Annotated in this window: 14 protein-coding genes; all 14 read left to right on the top strand. The window is 69.0% G+C overall.

Going from position 1 to position 21,684, the window contains the following annotated elements:
* Positions 1 to 77: 77 nt before the first annotated feature.
* The 14 genes from FA89_RS13465 (at position 78) to FA89_RS13400 (ending at position 21,678) form a co-directional block, all read left to right on the top strand.
* Positions 78 to 1,019, top strand: a complete 942-nt coding sequence (locus FA89_RS13465) for a 4-hydroxyproline epimerase (RefSeq protein WP_036141159.1) — start codon at positions 78 to 80, stop codon at positions 1,017 to 1,019.
* A complete protein-coding gene (locus FA89_RS13460; RefSeq protein ID WP_036141156.1) occupies positions 1,016 to 2,113 on the top strand; it encodes an FAD-dependent oxidoreductase in 1,098 nt (365 codons plus the stop codon). The genes FA89_RS13465 and FA89_RS13460 overlap by 4 nt, the downstream gene beginning before the upstream one ends.
* Positions 2,110 to 2,355, top strand: coding sequence for a (2Fe-2S)-binding protein (locus FA89_RS13455; RefSeq protein ID WP_036141152.1), 246 nt, complete (start codon positions 2,110 to 2,112; stop codon positions 2,353 to 2,355). The genes FA89_RS13460 and FA89_RS13455 overlap by 4 nt, the downstream gene beginning before the upstream one ends.
* Positions 2,348 to 3,637 carry an FAD/NAD(P)-dependent oxidoreductase gene (locus tag FA89_RS13450; RefSeq protein ID WP_036141149.1) on the top strand — a complete coding sequence of 430 codons (1,290 nt, stop codon included), beginning with the start codon at positions 2,348 to 2,350 and terminating at the stop codon, positions 3,635 to 3,637. Before FA89_RS13455 ends, FA89_RS13450 begins: the two co-directional genes overlap by 8 nt.
* A 13-nt stretch (positions 3,638 to 3,650) precedes the next feature.
* A complete protein-coding gene (locus tag FA89_RS13445; protein ID WP_036141146.1) occupies positions 3,651 to 4,556 on the top strand; it encodes a dihydrodipicolinate synthase family protein in 906 nt (301 codons plus the stop codon).
* Between the two features lie 3 nt (positions 4,557 to 4,559).
* Positions 4,560 to 6,155 (top strand): aldehyde dehydrogenase family protein, encoded by a 1,596-nt coding sequence (locus FA89_RS13440; protein WP_036141142.1) that lies wholly within the window; start codon positions 4,560 to 4,562, stop codon positions 6,153 to 6,155.
* Positions 6,152 to 7,354, top strand: a complete 1,203-nt coding sequence (locus FA89_RS13435) for a M24 family metallopeptidase (protein ID WP_036141137.1) — start codon at positions 6,152 to 6,154, stop codon at positions 7,352 to 7,354. The genes FA89_RS13440 and FA89_RS13435 overlap by 4 nt, the downstream gene beginning before the upstream one ends.
* 23 nt (positions 7,355 to 7,377) lie before the next feature.
* A complete protein-coding gene (locus FA89_RS13430; RefSeq protein ID WP_036141134.1) occupies positions 7,378 to 9,165 on the top strand; it encodes a DUF885 domain-containing protein in 1,788 nt (595 codons plus the stop codon).
* A 13-nt stretch (positions 9,166 to 9,178) separates the two neighbouring features.
* A complete protein-coding gene (locus FA89_RS13425; protein ID WP_081916560.1) occupies positions 9,179 to 10,948 on the top strand; it encodes a DUF885 family protein in 1,770 nt (589 codons plus the stop codon).
* Positions 10,945 to 12,528, top strand: a complete 1,584-nt coding sequence (locus FA89_RS13420) for an APC family permease (protein ID WP_036141131.1) — start codon at positions 10,945 to 10,947, stop codon at positions 12,526 to 12,528. Before FA89_RS13425 ends, FA89_RS13420 begins: the two co-directional genes overlap by 4 nt.
* A 16-nt stretch (positions 12,529 to 12,544) precedes the next feature.
* Entirely contained in the window at positions 12,545 to 14,920 is a 2,376-nt protein-coding gene (locus FA89_RS13415) for a twin-arginine translocation signal domain-containing protein (RefSeq protein WP_036144312.1), read from the top strand.
* 143 nt (positions 14,921 to 15,063) lie between these two features.
* Positions 15,064 to 17,001: a glycoside hydrolase family 127 protein gene (locus FA89_RS13410; RefSeq protein ID WP_051938751.1), complete on the top strand. Its 1,938-nt coding sequence runs from the start codon at positions 15,064 to 15,066 to the stop codon at positions 16,999 to 17,001.
* A 94-nt stretch (positions 17,002 to 17,095) separates the two neighbouring features.
* Positions 17,096 to 20,002 (top strand): TonB-dependent receptor domain-containing protein, encoded by a 2,907-nt coding sequence (locus FA89_RS13405; RefSeq protein WP_081916558.1) that lies wholly within the window; start codon positions 17,096 to 17,098, stop codon positions 20,000 to 20,002.
* Positions 20,002 to 21,678, top strand: a complete 1,677-nt coding sequence (locus FA89_RS13400; protein WP_441295048.1) for a DUF5597 domain-containing protein — start codon at positions 20,002 to 20,004, stop codon at positions 21,676 to 21,678. The genes FA89_RS13405 and FA89_RS13400 overlap by 1 nt, the downstream gene beginning before the upstream one ends.
* Positions 21,679 to 21,684 lie beyond the last annotated feature (6 nt).

Here is a 21,684-nt window from a genome sequence, read left to right as displayed (position 1 = left end):
CAATTATGCAAAATTCCGCATCTGCCGATAGCAAAGCTTTCTATACGCCACAGGGGCTGCCCGGTGAGCATGGACCCATGCATCGAATCGACTTCATCGACTCCCACACCGGCGGCGAACCCACGCGTGTCGTTCTTTCCGGTTTTCCCGATCTCGGCGACGGCCCGCTGGCCGCGCGACTGCAGCGCATGCGCGCGCAACACGACACCTGGCGGCAGGCGATCGCCTGCGAACCGCGCGGCTCGGACACCATGGTGGGCGCCCTGCTGGTAGAGCCGACCGATCCCACGGCCTGTGCCGGGGTGATCTTCTTCAACAACGTTGGCTACCTGGGCATGTGCGGACACGGCAGCATCGGCCTGGTACGCACCTTGCAGCACCTGGGCCGCATCGCGCCGGGGCGCCATCGCCTGGAAACGCCGGTGGGCATGGTGGGCGTCGAACTGCTCGACGACGGCCGCGTGGCCATCGAAAACGTCGAGAGCTACCGTCACCGCCGCAGCGTGTCGGTCGATGTCGCGGGCTACGGCAGCATCACCGGTGACGTCGCCTGGGGCGGCAACTGGTTCTTCATCACGGGCGAAACGCCGCTGCCGCTCACGCTGGCCAACCAGCGCGGGCTCACCGCGTACACCGAAGCCATCCGCGCCAGCCTGGAGCACGCCGGCATCACCGGTGCGGGCGGTCAGGAAATCGATCACATCGAACTCAACAGCCACGACCCCGAGGGCGGCAACGACGCACGCAACTTCGTCCTCTGCCCGGGCATGGCCTACGACCGTTCGCCGTGCGGCACCGGCACCAGCGCGAAGGTGGCCTGCCTGGCCGCCGACGGCAAGCTCGATCCGGGCCAGGTCTGGCATCAGGCAGGCATCCTGGGCAGCGTCTTCGAGGCCACCTACCGGCACGGCGAGCGCGGCGTCTTGCCCCGGATCACCGGCAGTGCCCATGTCACGATGCAAGGCACCCTGCTGATCGATGAGGCCGACCCGCTGGCCTGGGGTATCGGCGCCGCGTGAGCACGTTCGACCTGATCGTGATCGGTGCCGGCATCGTCGGTGCCGCCTGTGCGGAACGCGCCAGCGCGGCCGGGCTAAGCGTCGCCATCGTGGAGCCCGGCGCGATCGGCGGCGGCGCCACCGCGGCGGCCATGGGACACCTGGTTGCCATGGACGACGATCCGGCCGAGTTCGCCCTGTCCCGCTATTCGCTGGGGTTGTGGGACGCCTTCGCCAACCTGCCGGGCGCGGAGTTCAGCCGCTGCGGCACCCTGTGGGTGGCCAGCAACGACGACGAACTGGCGCGCATCCCGGACAAGCTCGATCGCCTCCTCGCGGCCGGTGTGCAGGCCGAGCCGCTGGACGCCCGCGCGCTCTACGAACACGAGCCCGCCCTGGCGCCCGGCCTGGCCGGTGGCCTGCGCATTCCGAACGAAGCCGTGGTGTATCCGCCGGCGGTCGCGCGCCACCTGGTCGATCGTGCGCTGCGCGCGGGCGCCATGCTGCACCGGCAGACGGCCGCCAGTCTCTATCCGCAAGGGGTGGTGCTGCACGACGGCAGCACGCTGCGCGGCCCCGTCCTGGTCGCCACCGGGTGTGCCCTGCCACAGCTGCTGCCGACGCTACCCATCCGTGCCCGCAAGGGCCACCTGGTGATCACCGACCGCTATGCCGGCAAGGTAACCCACCAGCTGCTCGAACTGGGCTACGCGGACAGCGCCCACGGTGCGGATGCGGCCAGCGTGGCGTTCAACGTGCAGCCGCGCCCCACGGGCCAGATCCTGATCGGTTCGTCGCGCGAATACGATGCGGCCGACGCCGGCGTTTCCATGGCCATGGTGCAGCGCATGCTCCAGCGCAGTTTCCGTTTCCTGCCCTTCCTGCGCGACTTGTCGGCCGTGCGCATCTGGACCGGTTTCCGTCCGGTGAGCGTCGATGGCTTGCCCTACCTCGGCCGTGTTCCCGGCATGACCGACACATGGGTGGCCGCCGGGCACGAGGGCCTGGGCGTCACCACCTCGCTGGGCAGCGCGCAGCTGCTGATCGACCGGCTGCTCGGACGCCCCACGGCCATCGATGCCTCGCCCTACGATCCCGCGCGGGTGGCCCGATGAGCGGGCATGTACGCATCGTGATAGACGGCCTGCCGGTCGAGGTGCCGGAGCGGATCAGCGTCGCCGCCGCGCTGCTCGGCCTGGAACGGCCGTTCCGCCGCTCGGTCGGCGGACAACATCGCGCCGCCGTGTGCGGCATGGGCGTGTGTTTCGAGTGCCGTGTGGGCATCGACGGCCTGGCGCAGCAACGCGCCTGCCAGGTCACCGTGCGCGAGGGCATGAGGGTGGATACCGATGCATGACCGCTTCGACATCGCCGTCGTGGGCGCGGGCCCGGCCGGACTGGCCGCGGCCACCGCCGCCGCCGCGCACGGACACCGCGTGGCCCTGATCGACAGTCAGCCCGCGGCTGGTGGACAGGTCTGGCGGCAGGACATCGCGTACGGCTACCCGGCCATGGCCCGGCGCAGCATCGACGGCGCGCTGACCACGCGCGGCGTGACCTGGCTGCCCGAGACGCAGGTGATCGCCGCGGAACCCGGCCAGTTACTGTTGCAGGACCCGCGGCGCGGTTACCTGCTGCCTTTCCGCTCGCTGGTGGTCGCCACCGGCGCCCGCGAACTGCTGCTGCCGTTTCCCGGCTGGACGCTGCCCGGCGTGGTCGGCGCCGGTGGTCTGCAGGCGCTGCTGAAACAGGGCTGGGCCCTGCGCGGACGGCGCGTGTTGATCGCCGGCAGCGGTCCACTGTTACTGGCCGCCGCCGCCACCGCGCACCGGCACGGCGCCATCGTACTGGGCATCCATGAGCAGGCACCGGCCGCCGCCATCAACGCGTTCGCCCGCGGGCTCTGGCGCTGGCCGGGCAAGGCCACGCAGGCCGCCGCGCTGCGCCTGTCGCTGCGCGGCGTGGGCTATCACACCGGTAGCGTGGTCACCGCCGCCGTAGGCGAGCAGGCGCTGGTGGCCGCCGATATCGACGACGGCCATGGCACGCGGCATGTCGCGTGCGACGTGCTGGCCGCCGGCTTCGGACTGGTGCCTGACCTGGCCCTCGCCCGACAACTCGGTTGTGCGACGCGCGTCGGCGATAACGAGGTGCATCCCCGGATCGTCGTCGACCCTTACCAGCGCACCAGCCGTGACGACACCTTCGCCGCCGGCGAAAGCTGCGGTATCGGCGGACGCGACAGCGCTTGCCTGGAGGGCGAGATCGCCGGGCTCGCCGCCGCCGGTGCCCGCGTGCCCGACGCGCTGCTACGCCGACGCGATCACGCCCGCGCGTTTGCCACACACCTGCAGCGGCATTTCACGTTGTCGCCGCGTGTGCGGGACCTGGCCCGCGACGACACCCTGGTCTGTCGCTGCGAGGACGTCACGCTGGGCGCCGTGCGCACGCATACCGACGCACGCAGCGCCAAACTCGCCACCCGCTGCGGCATGGGCGCGTGCCAGGGCCGCATCTGCGGCGCCGCGCTCGCCGAACTGGGCCATGGCCTGCGCACCGATCCGCGCCCCCCGCTCTTTCCCGCTCGCCTGTCCACCCTGGGCGAGCCGGACCTTTCCTGTTCCCTACCTTCACCTTGAGAGGCACATCCACATGAGCAACACATCCCTCTGGCACGGCGTCCTTCCCGCCATCACCACCCCGTTCACGGCCGACGGCCAGATCGACCACGACTTCCTCGCCAAGCATGCCGTGCAGATGATCGACGCCGGCTGCAAGGGCATCGTACCGCTCGGTTCGCTGGGCGAAGCGGCCACCCTGAGCTTCGACGACAAGACGGCGGTGCTGCGCACGCTGGTCAAGGCCCTCGACGGCCGCGCACCGGTGATCCCGGGCATCGCCTCGCTGTCCACCGACGAGGCCGTTCGCCTTGCCAAGGAAGCCAAGGCCATCGGCTGCGCCGGCCTGATGGTGCTGCCGCCGTACGTGTACTCGACCGACTGGCGCGAGATGAGCGCGCACGCCAAGGCCGTGATCGCCGCGACCGACCTGCCCTGCATGCTCTACAACAACCCGGTGGCCTACAAGACCGATTTCACGCCCGAGCAGATGGCCGAACTGGCCGGCCAGCACGCCAACCTGCAGGCCGTGAAGGAATCCTCGGGCGACGTGCGTCGCTTCGCCGCCATCCGCGCGCTCGTGGGCGATCGCCTGCAGCTGCTGGTCGGCATGGACGATGCGCTGGTGGAAGGCGTGAGCATGGGTGCGGTGGGCTGGGTGGCTGGCCTGGTCAACGCGTATCCGGCGGAATCGGTGAAGCTGTTCGAGCTGGCCCGCGACGGTGGCGCCAAGGCGGCGGAATCGCTGTATGCCTGGTTCCTGCCGCTGCTGCGCCTGGATACCGTGCCCACCTTCGTGCAGCTGATCAAGCTGGTACAGGCGCGCGTGGGCATGGGCAGCGAAACCGTACGCGCCCCGCGCCTGCCGGTAGTCGGTGCCGAGCGCGAATACGCCATGAAGGTGATCGACCACGCGATCGCCACCCGGCCGGGGCTCTGATCCATGAGCGACCAGCCGCAGGTACTGATCGGCGGACGGTGGCGCGCGGCCGATGCGCCCACCGGGACGTTCCGCGCCGAGGATCCCACGCGGGGTGAAGCGATCGGGCCGGCCTTCCCGATCAGTGGCGCGGCGGATGCGGAGGCGGCCCTCGTGGCCGCCGTCTCGGTTGCCGCCGACCTCGCGGCGCTGCCGCCGGAATGCATCGCCGATTTCCTCGAGCGCTACGCCGAGGGCATCGACGCCGACGCGGAGACGCTGGTCGCGCTGGCCACGGCCGAGACGGCGTTGCCGGCGGAGCCGCGCCTGCGCTCGGTGGAACTGCCCCGCGCCAGCGGCCAGTTGCGCCAGGCGGCACGCGCGGTGCGCGAGCAGGCCTGGAGCGATGCCACGATCGATACGGCCAGCGGGCTGCGTGCGCATCGCGCGCCGCTGGGCAAGCCGGTGCTGGTGTTCGGGCCCAACAACTTCCCCTTCGCCTTCAACGCCGTGGCCGGCAGCGATTTCGCGTCCGCCATCGCGGCCCGCAACCCGGTGATCGCCAAGGCGCATCCGTCGCACCCGTCCACCTCGCGGCGACTGGCGCAGATCGCGCGCGATGCCGTGCAGGCAGCCGGCCTGCCGCCCGCGTCGGTGCAGCTGCTCTACCACTTCGACAACGCGACGGGCGCGGCCCTGGCGGGCGATTCGCGTCTGGGCGCGATCGGCTTCACCGGCAGTCGTACCGGTGGCCTCGCCCTGAAGCAGGCCGCCGATGCGGCGGGCGTGCCCATCTACGCCGAGATGTCCAGCGTCAACCCGGTGTTCCTGCTGCCGGGCGCGCTGGCCGAGGGTGCGGATGCCCTGGCGGAGGCGTTCTTCACCTCCTGCACCATGGGCAGCGGCCAGTTCTGCACCAACCCCGGCATCGTGGTGGTACCGGCGGGTGCCGCCGGCGACGCCTTCGTCGCCGCGGCCACGCGTCGTTTCGCCGACGCCGCGCCGCGGCCGTTGTTTTCCCGGGGTGTCCTCGACAGCCTGAGCCGCGCCGTCGCCGGGTTGACCGCGGCCGGCGCGACCGTGCTCGCCGGCGGAGGCCCCGGCAAGGACGCCGGCTACCGTTTCCAGCCGACGCTGCTGAGCGTGCACGCCGAGGCGTTCCTGAAGAATGCACGTGCCCTGCAGGCCGAGGCGTTCGGCCCGGTCAGCCTGCTGGTCCGCGTGGACGACGACGTGGCGTTCGCTGGCGTGGCGGAGGCGTTCGAGGGCAACCTCACCGGCACGCTCTACCGCGCGGCCGACGGCCGCGACGACGCGCTATGGCAAGCCATCGCACGTCACCTGCGGCCGCGCGTGGGTCGTCTGATCGCCAACCGCATGCCCACCGGCGTGGCGGTCAGCGCCGCGATGAACCATGGCGGGCCCTTCCCCGCCACCAGCCATGCCGGGTTCACCGCCGTCGGCATGCCCGCGGCCATCCATCGCTTCACCGCGCTGCACAGCTACGACAACGTCCCCGACGCGCTGCTGCCGGCGGACCTGCGCGACCGCAACCCCGGCGGCGTGCAGCGCCGGATCGACGGTCGCTGGACCACCGCCGACGTGGGAGCCGACGCATGAACGCACAGATCGGACACCTGGGTATCGAACGTGCGCGTGCCGCGTGCATGCCGTGGACCGCGCTCGCCCCGCGCATCGGCACCGACGAATACCTGGGCCGGCTGGCGCGTGCGCAGCGCCTGCTGGAGGCCACGGGAGCCGATGCGCTACTGGTCACCGCGGGCACGTCGCTGCGCTATTTCACCGGTATTCCCTGGGGCGCCACGGAACGTCTGGTCGGCATGCTGCTGCCCCGGCAGGGCGATGCGGTGCTGATCTGTCCGGCCTTCGAGGAGGGCTCGTTGCAGGCCGAACTGGCGCATCCGCTGCCGATGCTGTTCTGGGAAGAACACGAGGACCCGCACGCGCTGGTTGCCTCGTGCATGGCATCGCGTGGCGCACGCACGCTGGCGCTCGACCCGGCGGCACCCTTCGGCGTGTTCTCCGGCCTGGCCGCCGCGCTGGGCACACGCGACATCGTGGATGCCACGCCGGTGATCGATGGCTGCCGTGCCTGCAAGTCGCCCGCCGAGCTGGGGCTGATGAAGCAGGCCACGGCGATGACGCTGAAGGTGCAGGCCCTGGCCGCCGGCATGCTGCAGGAAGGCATCGCCGCGGGCGAGGTGAAGCGCTTCATCGACACCGCGCATCGCGCGCTCGGCGCGGACAACGGCTCCACCTTCTGCATCGTGCAGTTCGGCACGGCCACGTCCTTCCCGCATGGCGTGCCCGGCGAGCAATACCTCGAACAGGACCAGGTGGTGCTGATCGACACCGGGTGCAGCGTGGCGGGCTACCAGTCCGACATCACCCGAACCTATGTCTTCGGCACGCCGGATGCCGAGCAGTCGCGCATCTGGGATCTAGAGCGCGCCGCGCAACAGGCCGCCTTCGACGCGGTGCGGCCCGGCGTGGCCTGTGCCGACGTGGATGCCGCGGCACGTCGCGTGATCGAGGCCGGCGGCCTGGGTCCGGATTATCGCCTGCCCGGTCTGCCCCACCGCACCGGACACGGTTGCGGCATGGCCATCCACGAAGCACCCTATCTGGTGCGTGGCAACCAGGCGCCGCTCGCGCCGGGCAACTGCTGCAGCGACGAACCGATGATCGTCATCCCAGGGCGCTTCGGCATCCGGCTGGAAGATCATTTCTACGTGACCGACGACGGCGGCGCCTGGTTCACCGCGCCGTCGCCGTCGATCGACCAACCGTTTGCGTGACGTTCCACCGAAGGGGGTATCGCATGATTCGTTTCCCGGCCGCTCGCGGCGTGTTGCTCGCGTGCCTGATCGCCGCGACCGCTGTTCCCGCCCAGGCGGCCGAGGCGCCGACCGGTCCGGCCAAGGCATTCGATGCCCTGGTCGCCGAACGCTGGGCCTACCAGCTGAAGGAAAGCCCGGAGCTGGCCACCACCATCGGCGACTACCGTTACAACGACCGCTGGACGGATTATTCGCTGGCCCACGTGGCCGTGGACGGGAAGGCCACGGCGGCGTTCCTTCAGCGCTTCGAAGCGGTTGACGTCACGAAGCTGGACGAGCAGCGCCGCCTCAGCCAGGCCATGGCCGTGCGCGAGCTGAAGGACCGCCTGGAGGCGATCCGCCTGAAGAACCACGAGATGCCGCTGGACCAGCTGGGCGGCGTGCAGCTGCAGCTGCCCGGGTTCGTGCCGACCATCCCGTTCGATTCCACGCAGCACTACGACCACTACCTGGTGCGACTGAAGGCCATTCCCCGCGTTATCGACCAGCTGATCGCCGCGTCGCGGCAAGGCATGACGGACAGGCTGATGCAGCCGCGCTACCTGCTGGAAAAGGTGTCCGTGCAGGCACGGCAGATCGCCGAACCGGCCGGCGCGGCCAACGTGTTCGGCCAGCCGGTGGACGCTATGCCTGCCAGCATGTCGGCGAAGGACAAGGCACGGCTGAAGCAGGCCATCCTCGCGGCCGTGGACGAACAGGTGCGTCCCGCTTACCGGAAGCTGGCCGACTTCGTCGCCAACGATTACGCGCCGCACGGGCGCATGCAGGAAGGCATCTGGTCGCTGCCCGACGGCGAGGCGCGCTACCGCTTCGCCATCCACACGCAGACCACCACGGACCTGGACCCGCAGCGTATCCACCAGATCGGCCTGGACGAGGTCAAGCGCATCGAGGGCGAGATGACGGCCATCTCGCACCAGTTGGGCTATGCCGACCTGCCCGCGTTTCGCGCCGCGATCGTCAAGGACCCGAAACGCTACGCCACCTCGCGCGAGCAGATCCTGGACCTTTACCGCGGCTATATCGCCGGCATGCAGCCGGAGCTGCCGAAGCTGTTCGGCCACCTGCCGACCACGGCGCTGAAGGTGCAGGCGGTGGAGGCGTACCGTGAGAAGGATGCGCCCGGCGCCGAATACCACCAGGGCACGCCGGACGGCAAACGCCCCGGCGTGGTCTTCGTCAACACCGGCGACTTCGCCCAGCGCACGCTGTACACCATCGAGGACACCGCCTATCACGAGGGCGTGCCCGGGCATCACCTGCAGATCTCGATCGCGCAGGGCCTGCCGTTGCCGCCGTTCCGCCAGCAGGCCGCGTACAACGCCTATATCGAGGGGTGGGCGCTGTATGCCGAGAAGCTGGCCAGGGAAGCGGGCTTCTACAAGGATCCGTACAACGACTATGGCCGTCTCAGCGGCGATCTGCTGCGCGCCGATCGACTCGTGCTGGACACCGGCGTGCATGCGCTGCACTGGACACGCCAGCAGATGATCGACTTCTTCCATGCCCACCCGGCGGAAGACGAGCCCAGCATGCAGGCCGAGACCGATCGTTACATCGCGTGGCCAGGCCAGGCGCTGGGCTACAAGCTGGGCCAGCTGAAGTTCCTGGAACTGCGCCAGCGCGCGGAGAAAGCGCTGGGCCCCGCGTTCGACATCCGCGCGTTCCACGACCAGATGCTGTCCGGCGGCGCCATGCCGCTGGAACTGCTGGATGCGCGCACCGATGCCTGGATCGCCACCGTCAAGGCGGCATCCACCCCTCATTGACCGGAGAGTCGCCATGTCCCGTTCCCTCGTCGGTATCGCCTGCCTGCTCGGCATGGCGGCCCTCGCTACCCCGACACACGCCGAGGACGTGGGCCGACGTTTCCGCGACATCGCCACGCGCGAATACACCTGGCGGCAGGCGCAGTTCGCCGGTGCCGACGACGAAAACGGGCCGGCGGCACCGTCGGATCACCTGCCGCGGATGGACGCCGCCACGCAGGCCACGCGCGAACGCTACTGGAGCGACGTGCTCGCGCAGTTGCAGGGCATCGATCCCGCACGGCTGACCGGCGAGGATCCGACCAACTACGCCGTCTACCGGCAACAGGTGGAGGTGCTGCTGGCCGACCAGCGCTTCCACACCTGGCAAATGCCGTTCAACGCGGACTCCGCATTCTGGAGCAACCTGGGTTTCAGTGCGCGCGCCACGTTCACCGATGCCGCGTCGTACCGTCATTACCTGGCCCGCCTGCGCGACGTGCCGCGTTACTTCGACGAGGAAACGGCGGCCATGCGCCTGGGCCTGGCGCGCGGTTTCAGCCAGCCGAAGCTGGTGGTGGCCAGCCAGTACGACGGCATCCGCAGCGTGGCCGATGCCGCGGGTGAAGCGAACCTGTTCTATACGCCGTTCCTGAAGATGTCGCCGACCATCCCCGCGGCGGAACAGGCCCGCCTGCGCGACGAAGCGAAGAAGGCGATCGAGACCCAGGTGCGGCCCGCGTACGCCCACCTGCTGGCTTTCATGCGCAACGAGTATTACCCGGCCGCGCGCGACGGGCTGGCCGCCGAGGACCTGCCGGACGGCGTGGCCTTCTACCGTTCGCAAATCCTCGAATACACCACGCTGGACAAGAGCCCGGACGAAATCCACGCGCTGGGCCTGAAGGAGATGGCCGATATCCACGACCAGATGCTGGCGGTGATGCGCGAGGTGAACTTCAAGGGCACCTTCCCGGAATTCCTGCATTTCCTGCGTACCGATCCGCAGTTCTACGCCAAAACGCCGGACGAGCTGCTGAAAGACGCCGCGTGGATCGCCAAGGAAGTGGATGCCGTGGTCGGCGATTACATCGGCTTGCTGCCGCGCCGCCGCTTCGCGATCAAGCCGGTGCCCGCCGACCTCGCGCCGATCTATACGGGCGGCCGCGGCGGCCCGGGGATTTATCTGGTCAACACGTACAACCTGCCTTCGCGGCCCCTGTATTCGCTGCCGGCGCTGACCCTGCACGAATCCTCGCCCGGGCACGCCCTGCAAATGCCGCTGGCCGCCGAGACCACGGGCCTGCCGGACTACCGTCGCTACGGTTTCATCTCCGCCTATGGCGAGGGCTGGGCGCTGTATTGCGAATACCTGGGCCAGGAGATGGGCATCTACCACACGCCGTACGAGCGCTTCGGTTACCTCAGTTACCAGGCATGGCGTGCGGCACGACTGGTCGTGGACACCGGCATCCATCACCTGCACTGGACGCGCGAGCAGGCGCGCCAGTACCTGCGCGACAACACCGCGCTGGCCGAGCACGAGATCGACACCGAGGTGGATCGCTATATCGCGTGGCCGGGCCAGGCGCTGTCGTATTACCTGGGCGAGATGGCCATCCGCGAGGGCCGTGCGCGGGCAACGAAGGCGCTGGGTGAACGCTTCGACATCCGCGCCTTCCACGACACCGTGCTGTCCACCGGCTCCGTGCCGCTGCCCGTGCTGAACCAGCGGATCGACGCCTTCATCGCCGGCGGCGGCAAGTCGCCCTATGCGTCCACCGCGGGAGCGCCACGTCCATGAGCGACATGCCGAACGACACCCAGGGCCACTTCCACAAACGCCTCACCCTGGTCGACCTGACCTTCATCGGGCTGGGTGCGATCTTCGGCTCCGGCTGGCTGTTCGCGGCCGGGCATGTGGCCGCGCTGGCCGGCCCGGCGGGCATCGTCTCCTGGCTGATCGGCGGCGCCGCGGTGCTGCTGCTGGGCCTGGTCTACTGCGAGCTCGGCGCCGCGTTGCCGCGCGCGGGCGGTGCCGTGCGCTATCCCGAGTACTCGCACGGCGCACTGCTGGGCGCGCTGATGGGCTTCATCACGCTCATCGCGTTCTCCAGCCTGATCGCCATCGAGACGGTGGCCTGCCGGCAATACGCCGCCGCGTGGCTGCCCGCGCTGAACATGCCCGGCAGCACGCATGCCAGCGTGCTGGGCTGGTTCGTGCAGCTGGCCTTGCTGCTGATGTTCTTCGCGCTCAACTACTACAGCGTGAAAACCTTCGCCAAGGCCAACAACATCATCAGCGTGTTCAAGTTCGTGGTGCCCGTGCTGGTCATCGTGATGCTGCTGACCCACTTCCATCCCGCCAACCTGAGCATCCACGGCCTCGCTCCCAACGGCCTGTCCGGCGTGGAAGCCGCGGTATCCGCCGGTGGCATCATCTTCGCCTACCTGGGCCTGACGCCCATCGTCTCGGTGGCCAGCGAGGTACGCGATCCCCAGCGCACCATTCCCATCGCGCTGATCCTTTCCGTGGTGCTGTCCACCGTGATCTACGTGCTGCTGCAGCTGGCGTTCCTGGGCGGTATCCCCACCGACATGCTGGCCGGCGGCTGGAGCGGCATGGACAAGGCGTTCGCCCTGCCGTACCACGACATCGCGCTGGCGCTCGGCTTCGGCTGGCTGGCCACGCTGGTGGTCTGCGACGCGGTGATCTCGCCCAGCGGCACGGGCAACATCTACATGAACGCCACACCGCGCATCGTCTACGGCTGGGCCCGCAGCGGTGGCTTCTTCCCAGCGCTCACACGGATCGACCGCGCATCGGGCATCCCACGGCCGGCGTTGTGGCTGACCCTGGCCCTGTCCATCTTCTGGACGCTGCCGTTTCCCTCGTGGGAGGCGCTGATCCAGGTGGTCTCGGCCGCGCTGGTACTCAGCTACGCGGTGGCCCCGGTCACCGTCGCGGCGCTGCGCCGCAGCGCGCCGGCACTCGAACGCCCGTTCCGCGTGCGTGGCTTCGCCGTCATCGGGCCCGTGTCGTTCGCCGTGGCCGGACTGATCGTCTACTGGTCCGGCTGGAGCACGGTGTCGTGGCTGCTCGGCCTGCAGATCGCCATGTTCGCCGGGTATGTACTGGTCAAGCGCGCCACGGGCGCACCCCGCGCGCTGCTCGCCCAGCAGGTGCGCTCGGCGGCATGGCTGATCGGCTTCTACGTCGTCATCATCGCCGCGTCCGCGCTGGGTACGTTCGGCGGCAACGGCAGCCTGCCCCATCCCTGGGATTCCGTCGTGGTGCTGGTGGCGTCCGTGGCCATCTACTACTGGGGTGCCTGCACGGGCCTGCCCGCTTCCGCGCTTGCCCTGGACGACGACGATGAGTGACCACTACCGCTCGCCGATGGCGCGCCGCGACTTCCTGCGCACCCTCGCCGCCGCCAGCGCGGCGGCCGGCCTCGCACCCCTGTCGGCCGAAGCGCTGTGGCGCGGCGATACCGGCGGGGCACCTGTCGCGCCCACCACCAGTGCGCCGCCGCCCGCCTCGCGGGTGCCCTTGCCTGGCGTGTCCCTCGACGGCTTCGCGCCCGTGGCGACCTTCCGCGACGGCGACCGCGCGTGGCGCGTGCTGGAAAACCTGCGCCACACGGATGGCGACCTCGTGCTCACCGACGGCACGCAGGCCGTGGTGATCGGCAAGCGGACCGAGGCCACCTGGGACGAGGCCGACAAGCCGTACCTCGGCCTCGCACTGGCCGAGATCGCGGTCGCCGGCCCCGACCTGCTTGCCGACCGCCTGCTGGCCAAGGGACAGCCCGACGAAGACCAGGTGCGGCGGGCCGCGCCGCCACCGGCCTCGGTGCTTAACCCGGAGGACTATTACGGCCGCCTGCCGTGGACGACCTTCGTCGGCACCCGCCAGTGCCTGGACACGATGCCGGTCTACACCTCCGGCAGCACGCGCGGCTACCACGCCGACCAGGCCTTCGCCGACCTGCACGACCCGAAGAAAGTGGCCCGCCGTCGCGAGGGCCTGCTCGGTGGCTGGCTACCGGCGGTGCACAAGGTGGTGCCGATCGACGCGGAGCGCTGGTACGACGTGATCGTCCTCGCCGACGTGGATGCCACGGATCGCTTCGTGGTGCAGACCTGGCATCGCACGGCGCTCGTCGAACATGGCGCGATGACGCGTGTCGTCTACGGGCACAGCTATCCGGCCTGCCCGCCGCGACGGCAGGCCCCCACCGCCGATGCGTTCCACGCCGCGCTGCTGCGCTTTCACGACCGCTGGCATGCCGAACTGGCCGACATGGCGGTGGCGACGATACCGGCCCCCGGCTGGGCGGACATGGCGCGCTACGCGTTCGCGCGCGAGCTGGTCGTACGCCCGGAAGGCACCTACCCCAAGTACGGCGCGGTGGATCGCGACTACTACGGCAACGAGTACGACGGCTTCCAGGACACCTTCACCAGTTCGCTCTACGCCAACCTGGAATGGGGCCGCTTCGCCCAGGCCGCCGCGGTGTTCGACGGCTATTTCACCGATTTCGTCCAGCCGGACGGCATGATCAACATGCGCGGCGCGGAGATGGGCCAGTTCGGCCTCACGCTCTCGCTGATCGCGCGATACGTGGCCTACACGGGCGACTTGGCGCTGTGCCGCAAGCACCGTGCGAAGATCGAGGCCACCGCGGCCATCCTGCTCGAACTGCACGACGCGTCGCTGCGGCTGGCGGCCACCGACCCGGGCCATGGCCTCATCCACGGCTGGAACGAATCCGACGCCTGCCTGTTCCCCGATCCCATGCTGTGGTGGAAGCCGTACTTCGCCAACAGCGCGCTGGCCGTGCGCGGACTCACCGATCTGGCCGGCGCATGGTCGCGTATCGCACCGGGCGACGTCGCCACCGCGTCGCATTGGACGACGCGCGCCACCGCCCTGCGCGAGCGGCTGGTGGCCAGTGTGCGCGCCAGCGTGCGCCACGACCTCAAGCCGCCTTACGTGCCGCCGTTGCCCGGTGTGAAGCGCACCTTCCGCGAGGCACTCGCCGCCGAACATCCCAGCGAGCAGCAATGGCCGCACCGCGCCTATGCGGAACTGTTGCAGGCCGACGTGCTGCCGGATGACCTGGCGCACCGGGTGATCGACGCGATGCGCGGCCATGGGGCGACCAGCCTCGGTGTCGTGGCCAACATCGGCCCGGTGGACCCGAAGAGCCGCGATATCCTCGGTTTCATCTCTTACGGTTACGCGCAGCAGCTGCTGCGCCTGGATCGCGTGGACGAATACCTGCTGTTCCTCTACGCGCACCGCTACCACGGGCATACGCCCGGCAGCTGGACTGCCGGCGAGGTCACCGACATAGCCGGAGGCATGCCGCTGTTCTGCATGCCGGCGCAGATGACGATTCCCCTGCTGCTGCGCTGGGCCTTCGTCCACGACGACAGCGACGGTGCCACCCTGCGACTGGGCCGTGCCGTGCCGCATGCCTGGTGGACCGGAAACCATCCGCTGTCCTTGGATGCGGCGCCGACGCGGTGGGGACGGTGCAGCCTGCACCTGCGACGCAGCGCGGGCATGCTGTCCGCCACGGTGGTGCTGCCCGACGCAGCGACGCCAAAGGCGGTCTGGCTCACGCTGCGCACGCCGCCACAGGCGACGCGTGGCATGGTGCGGATCGACGGTGCCGCCGCACCGGCCGGCGACCTAAGCGGCGAGCATATCCGCCTGCACGGCCGTCCCGGGCAACGGATCGAGGTCACGCTGGCCTTCACGTGACCCGATACTGTGCAGGATGCCGCACCGGCGTCTTGTAAATGACACAAGACGCTGCCGGTGCGTGACGGCACGATGAAAGCGCGCATCGGGGGGTGTGCGGGTACGCCGGGCCTGATGCGCGGCGGCCACGCGGTGGGGGCGACATGCACGAATCGGACGAACGCAGGCGATTTCTGAAAACGGGTGCGATCGCACTCGCCAGCGCCCTGGCCGCGCCGCGGTTGCAGGCCTTCGATACCGCCGACCCGGCCAGCGCGACCGCCGTGGCCGCGCGTGAGAAGCCGGTGTGCCGGATGCAGCCTTTCGCGCTGAACCAGGTCCGCCTGCTGGACAGCGATTTCAGCCGGGCCGCGGCGATCAACCTCGACTACCTGCACAGCCTGCCCGTGGACCGCCTGGCGCACAGCTTCCGTGTGCAGGCCGGCCTGCCTTCCACCGCGAAGCCGCTGGGCGGCTGGGAAAAACCCGATTGCGAACTTCGCGGCCATTTCACCGGCGGGCATTACCTTTCGGCGGCCGCCATCGCATGGTCCGCGCACGGCGACGCCACGCTGAAGGCGCGCGGCGATGAACTGGTCAGCATCCTGGCAGGTTGCCAGCGACCCAACGGCTACCTCAGCGCCTTCCCCGAATCGTTCTTCGACCGGCTGAGCGCCGGCCAGAAGGTCTGGGCGCCGTTCTACACGGTGCACAAGATCCAGGCCGGCATGCTCGACATGTACCGGCTGGCCGGAAATACGCAGGCACTTGCCGTCGCCAGGGGCATCGGCAACTGGACCGTGCGCTGGCTGAACGGGCTCTCCGATACGGACATCGCGCACATCCTCAAGACCGAATACGGCGGCATGAACGAATCGATGGCGGACCTCTACGCCATCACCGGCGACACCCGCTACCTGGATGCCGCGCACCGGTTCGACCAGGTGTCGCTGTTCGACCCGCTGGCCTCGCATCGCGATGAACTGAAGGGCCTGCACAGCAACACGCAGATCCCCAAGGTGATCGGCGCGGCACGCCGCTATGAGCTGACCGGCGAACCGCGCTACCGGCGCATCGCGGAATTCTTCTGGGAAACGGTGACGCAGAACCGCACCTATGCCACCGGTGGCTCCAGCAACGACGAATTCTGGAAGACCGGCCCGGGCGACCTGAAGGACCAGCTGGGCCTCTACGCGGCGGAATGCTGCGTGGCCTACAACCTGCTCAAGCTCACGCGGCATGTCTACGCGTGGAGCGGCGACCCGCGCGCCTTCGACTACTACGAGCGCAACCTCTACAACGCCCGCCTGGGCACGCAGGACGCCCAGGGCATGAAGCTGTACTACTACTCGCTGCAGCCCGGTGGCGCGAAGTTCTACAACTCGCCCATGGACTCGTTCTGGTGCTGCACCGGCAGCGGCGCAGAGGAGTTCGCCCGCTTCAACGACGCGATCTATTTCCGCGACGGCGACGCGCTGCACGTCAACCTGTTCATCCCGTCCGAGCTGGACTGGCCCGAGATGGGCCTGACCCTGCGCCAGGACACCGGTTTCCCCCGCGAAGCGGCCACGCATTTCCGGTTCACGCTGAAGCAGCCGCGCGACATCGCCCTCAACCTGCGCATCCCCTCGTGGATCGCCCCGGGCGCGCGCGTCGAGGTGAACGGTGAAGCCCTGGACACCTTTGCGTCCCCGGGCAGTTACCTCACCCTGCGGCGCACCTGGCAGACGGGCGACCGCGTGTCGCTCACGCTGCCCATGGCGCTGCGCAGCGTGACCCTGCCCGGCGATGACACGTTGCAGGCGGTGACGATCGGTCCAATCGTGCTGGCGGCGCGGCTGGGTTCGAAGGGCCTCACGCACGATCAGCAGTACGGCCGCTACGAATCGGGTCCGTCACCCGAACCCAAACCCCAGCCCGCACCGCAGATCGCGCCGGACGATGCGCATCCACTGGCGTGGCTGGTGCCGACGGACACCCCGCTCACCTACCGCGCCACCACCCGGCACGGCGTGATCGACGTGGCACCGCTGAATACGATCCAGGGCGAGCGTTACGCCGTGTACTGGCAAACCGAAGGCGCCGCCTCCGGCGCCACCTGAGCTTCAAGGCCACCACGCATTCCACCCACCCCGAGCGGTCCGCGGACCGCTCGACGGCCCCGTGCACCTTTTCGCCACCGCCCCGAGGAACGCCATGTATCCACGTCATCGCTCCAGGTCCGACCGCTCCTCCTGTACGGGGTTTTCCGCGAGGCTCGTCGGCACGACGTTGCAGGCCGCCATCGCGCTGGCGCTACTGGGAACCTGCGCCACCTCGCAGGCGCAGGACACCCCGAAGGACGCCAGCGCCACCGAGGCGAAGACGCTCGACGCGGTGACCGTCACGGGCTCGCGCATCCGCCGAGTGGACACCGAGACGGCCAATCCCGTGGTGACGCTGGATCGCGCCGCCATCGAGGCCACCGGCAAGCCGACGCTGGGCGACCTGGTCCAGGAGTTGCCTTCCATCGCCGGCAACGCGACCAATCCCAATACCAACAGCGGCGGCGGCACCGGCGCCTCCACGGTGTCCCTGCGTGGCCTGGGCGACAAGCGCACGCTGATCCTGGTCAATGGCGTGCGCCTGGCCTACAACGACGTCAACGCCATTCCGGCGAGCATGATCGAGCGCGTCGAGGTGCTCAGCGACGGTGCCTCGGCCGTGTACGGCTCGGATGCCATCGGCGGCGTGGTCAACTTCATCCTGCGCGACCACTTCGATGGCGTGCAGCTGTCCAGCGACTTCGGCACCAGCAAGCGCAGTGACGGCAACCGACGCAACTTCGCACTGACCGCCGGGCACACCGGCAGCAACTACGGCGTCATCGCCGGGCTGTCGTACAGCGATATCGACGCGGTGTCGGCGGCCGCCCGTCCCTACTCGAAGGACGCCCTGTATCTGGTGGATGGCGCCCCGGTGAAGCAGGGCTCGTCCGCCACGCCCGGCGGTTCGGTCAATTTCAACGACGGCTCCGATGCGTCCACCGCGTTGGCCGCCGCGTCCGGCTGCTCGCGCGTCACCCTCAACCCCGGCGTGAGCGGACAGCCGGGCCGCGGCGATTTCCACTGCTACCACGGCAGCGATTCGTACAACTACCAGCCCTACAACCTGTTGCAGACGCCGCAGAAGCGCACGAACGCCTTCGTCCTGGGCAAGTACCAGTTCACGCCCTCGGTGCAGGGCTACGTCAACGCCTATTTCAGCAAGACCAAATCGTCGTCGGTAATCGCGCCGATCCCCGTGTTCGCCAACGGCGACAATTTCCTGGTGTCCTCCGCCAGCGCTTACAACCCGTTCGGGGTGAACTTCGGCACCGACCGCGCCACGGGCATGTCGTACAACGACCTCAATACGCGCGCCACGGTGCTGGGCAACCGCAGCTACCAGTACAACACGTACAACCTGCAGGTGAACCCGGGGTTGCGCGGCGCGTTCGGCGACAGCACCTGGCAATGGTCCACCGATATCAACTACGGTCGCGTGCGCCAGATATCGCGCAACAACGGCTTCCTGGACTATGCGCAGTTCAACCAGGCGGTAGGGCCGTCGTTCCGCGATACCGACGGCACCGTGCGTTGCGGCAGCGCGGGCAATGCGATCGCCGGCTGCACGCCGCTGGACATCTTCAACCTCAACGCGCCGTCCAGCCTGGCCACGTTGCAGTCGATGATCGTCAACCCGACGGTCACCAGCGTGTACACCGTGAAGCAGTGGGAAGCCAATGCCAACGGTAACCTGTTCGACCTGCCCGCCGGCACGGTCAGCCTCGCCACCGGGGTGTCCTACCGCAAGGAAAGCACCTCCACGCAGGCCGACCCGCTGTGGACCGGCGACGAGAACGGACTGTGCGGGGTGGTCGAGTTCTGCGCTTCCACGCTGGCCGGCGGCTTCAACGTCAAGGAAGCCTATGCGGAGGCGCTGGTGCCCCTGCTGTCCGACCTGCCGGGCATCCGCTCGCTCAACCTGACGCTGGGCTCGCGCTGGTCCGACTACAGCACGGTCGGCAGCAAGACCAACAGCAAGGTGGCGCTGGAATGGCGTCCGCTGGACGACCTGCTGTTGCGCGGTACGGTGTCGCAGGTGTTCCGTGCACCCAACACCAGCGAACTGTACGCGGGCGTGGCCGGCGATTCGGCCACCGCCAACGACCCGTGCAACGGCTACACCGGGGGGCATGACGTGGCCTGCGCCAACGTGCCTACCGATGGCTCCTACCGCCAGGCAGACGGCCAGGTGTCGGGCAAGGCGTCGGGCTCGGTGCTGGCCGGCTACCAGCTCAAGCCGGAAACCGGGCGCTCGTACGACATCGGCCTGGTCTACGATCCACACTGGCTGGACGGCCTGTCCTTCAGCGTGGACAGCTGGAAGATCAACCTCAAGGACACGATCTCCCAGGTGTCGGCACAGACGGTGCTGAACCAGTGCTACGCCAACCCGGCCAGCGCGTTCTGTGCGCTGGTGCATCGCAACGGCAACGGCACCATCAACTACGTGGCCGAGCCCACCGTCAACCTCGGCAAGCTGTGGGCGGCCGGCACCGATGTCGGCCTGGCGTATCGCTTTCCCGAAACGGCCTACGGCAAGTTCGCCGCCTCGCTCAACGGCACCTACGTGAAGCGATACGACATCAACCCCGACACCACCGACCCGCATTCGGTGGTGATCCACAACGCCGGCATCTACACCTATTCCTATGGCAACTTCCCCCGCTGGCGCGGCCTGGGCACGCTGAACTGGTCCATGGGCAACTTCAGTGCCTCCTGGCGGCTGCGCTATGTCGGCCGCACCCAGATCGGCAGCAGCGACCTCACCCAGGGGCTTTCGGCGGATGCCGACCTGCCGGGCATCGAGCGCAAGATCGGCGCATACGTCTACCACAACGTGCAGGTTGCCTATAAGGTCGAACCCTGGCACACGCGCTTCGAGCTCGGTGTCGACAACCTGGCCGACAAGCAACCGCCGCTGTATTTCGCCAACAACGTGACCAACGCCAATACCGACGTCGCCACCTACGACCTGCTGGGCCGCTATTACTGGATGCGCGCCACGGTGTCGTTTTGATCCGCCTGCCCGGCCGCGTGCGTGCCTTCGCCCAGGCGCGGGCCGTCGCCCTGACGGGTGCCCTGGTCCTGGCCAGCGCACCGGCGCTCGCCGCGCAGCTGCCCCAGGTGGTGCATGCGAACGGACGCCACGCGCTGCAGGTGGACGGCAAGCCCTACACGATGCTGGCCGTGCAGCTGCACAACTCCAGCGCATGGCCCGCCGTCCTGCCCGAGGTGTGGGACGAGGTGCTCGCGCTGCACCCGAACACCCTGGAGGCGCCGGTCTACTGGGAACAGTTCGAGCCCTCCCCGGGTCGCTACGACACGGCCAACCTCGACGCGCTGATTGCCGGCGCCCGAGCGCACGGCCTGCGCCTGGTGGTGCTCTGGTTCGGCAGCTGGAAGAACGGCCAGATGCACTACGTGCCGGAGTGGATGAAGGCCGATCCCGCCCGCTACCCGCGGGCGCTGGATGAACACGGCACGCCGCTGGAAGATCTCTCGCCCTACGCCGATGCCAACCTGCACGCGGACCAGGCCGCGTTCGCCGCCCTCATGGACCACCTGCGCAAGGTGGACGGCGATCGCCACACCGTGATCATGGTGCAGGTGGAAAACGAGCCCGGCAGCGTCGGTGCCATCCGCGACCACTCCGCGGCAGCGGAGCGCGCGTTCGCCGCACCGGTACCCGAGGCGCTGGCGCAGGCCCTGCACCGGCCAGCCGGCCGCACCTGGACGGCGACCTTCGGTGCCGATGCCGACGAACAGTTCAACGCCTACGGCATCGCGCGCTATATCGACCAGGTGGCGGCCAGCGGCAAGGCGCGCTACGCGCTGCCGATGTACGTCAACACGTGGCTGCGCTACAAGGGCAAGCACATGCCCGGCTACGACTACCCCAGCGGCGGCGCCACCTGGAACGTGCTGGACACCTGGAAGGCCAGCGCACCGCACATCGACCTGATCGGCACCGACCTTTACAGCACCGACTACCACGAGTTCACCAAGGTGGTCGGCCAATACACCCGCGCCGACAACCCGCCGTGGATCTCCGAGACCGGCTACGACGCCGGCAACGCGCCCTACCTGTTCCACGTGCTCGCGCAGGGCGGCGTGGGTTTCTCGATCTTCGGCGTGGACCACGCCGCCGACACCGCGGAACGCAAGGCCGCGACGGAAGCCCACGCGCGCAACTTCGCCCTGCTCGGCCCGATCCAGGGCCGGGTCGCCGATGCGGCGTTCAAGGGCACGCTCAAGGCCGCCGTGGAGCAACGCGGCCAACCGAAAACGGACATCGCGCTGGGCGATGGCTGGACGGCCCATGTGTCCTACGGCGCCCCGCCCTGGGGCGACGCGCCGCCGGAACTGCCGGGCAATCCCACCGCGGACGGCCACATCCTCCTGCTGCCGCTGGACAAGGACGAGTACCTGCTGGTCGGCTTCCACGCGCGCGTGGAGTTCGAGCGCACTCGGCAGGACGGCCGCATGGGCCAGCTACTGCGCGTGGAGGAAGGCGAATACCGCAACGGCACCTGGGTGTCCCGCCGCTGGTGGAACGGCGACGAGACCGACTATGGCCTCAACCTCGGCGACCGTCCGGTTTACCTCCGGGTGCGTCTGGGGGATTTTCCCACCACCCTGACCGACACCGCCGATCACCCCGTTCCCGCCGATCCCGCCGATCCCGCACGGTAAGAGCGC

It is taken from the genome of Luteibacter sp. 9135, assembly GCF_000745005.1.
Taxonomy (GTDB): Bacteria; Pseudomonadota; Gammaproteobacteria; order Xanthomonadales; family Rhodanobacteraceae; genus Luteibacter.
This window is presented reverse-complemented; position numbering and strand designations above follow the sequence as displayed.

Coding starts and splice junctions, on each gene's coding strand:
- FA89_RS13465 (WP_036141159.1), top strand. CDS start 78: ATGCATCGAATCGACTTCATCGACTCCCACACCGGCGGCGAACCCACG.
- FA89_RS13455 (WP_036141152.1), top strand. CDS start 2,110: ATGAGCGGGCATGTACGCATCGTGATAGACGGCCTGCCGGTCGAGGTG.
- FA89_RS13450 (WP_036141149.1), top strand. CDS start 2,348: ATGCATGACCGCTTCGACATCGCCGTCGTGGGCGCGGGCCCGGCCGGA.
- FA89_RS13445 (WP_036141146.1), top strand. CDS start 3,651: ATGAGCAACACATCCCTCTGGCACGGCGTCCTTCCCGCCATCACCACC.
- FA89_RS13440 (WP_036141142.1), top strand. CDS start 4,560: ATGAGCGACCAGCCGCAGGTACTGATCGGCGGACGGTGGCGCGCGGCC.
- FA89_RS13435 (WP_036141137.1), top strand. CDS start 6,152: ATGAACGCACAGATCGGACACCTGGGTATCGAACGTGCGCGTGCCGCG.
- FA89_RS13430 (WP_036141134.1), top strand. CDS start 7,378: ATGATTCGTTTCCCGGCCGCTCGCGGCGTGTTGCTCGCGTGCCTGATC.
- FA89_RS13425 (WP_081916560.1), top strand. CDS start 9,179: ATGTCCCGTTCCCTCGTCGGTATCGCCTGCCTGCTCGGCATGGCGGCC.
- FA89_RS13420 (WP_036141131.1), top strand. CDS start 10,945: ATGAGCGACATGCCGAACGACACCCAGGGCCACTTCCACAAACGCCTC.
- FA89_RS13415 (WP_036144312.1), top strand. CDS start 12,545: ATGGCGCGCCGCGACTTCCTGCGCACCCTCGCCGCCGCCAGCGCGGCG.
- FA89_RS13410 (WP_051938751.1), top strand. CDS start 15,064: ATGCACGAATCGGACGAACGCAGGCGATTTCTGAAAACGGGTGCGATC.
- FA89_RS13405 (WP_081916558.1), top strand. CDS start 17,096: ATGTATCCACGTCATCGCTCCAGGTCCGACCGCTCCTCCTGTACGGGG.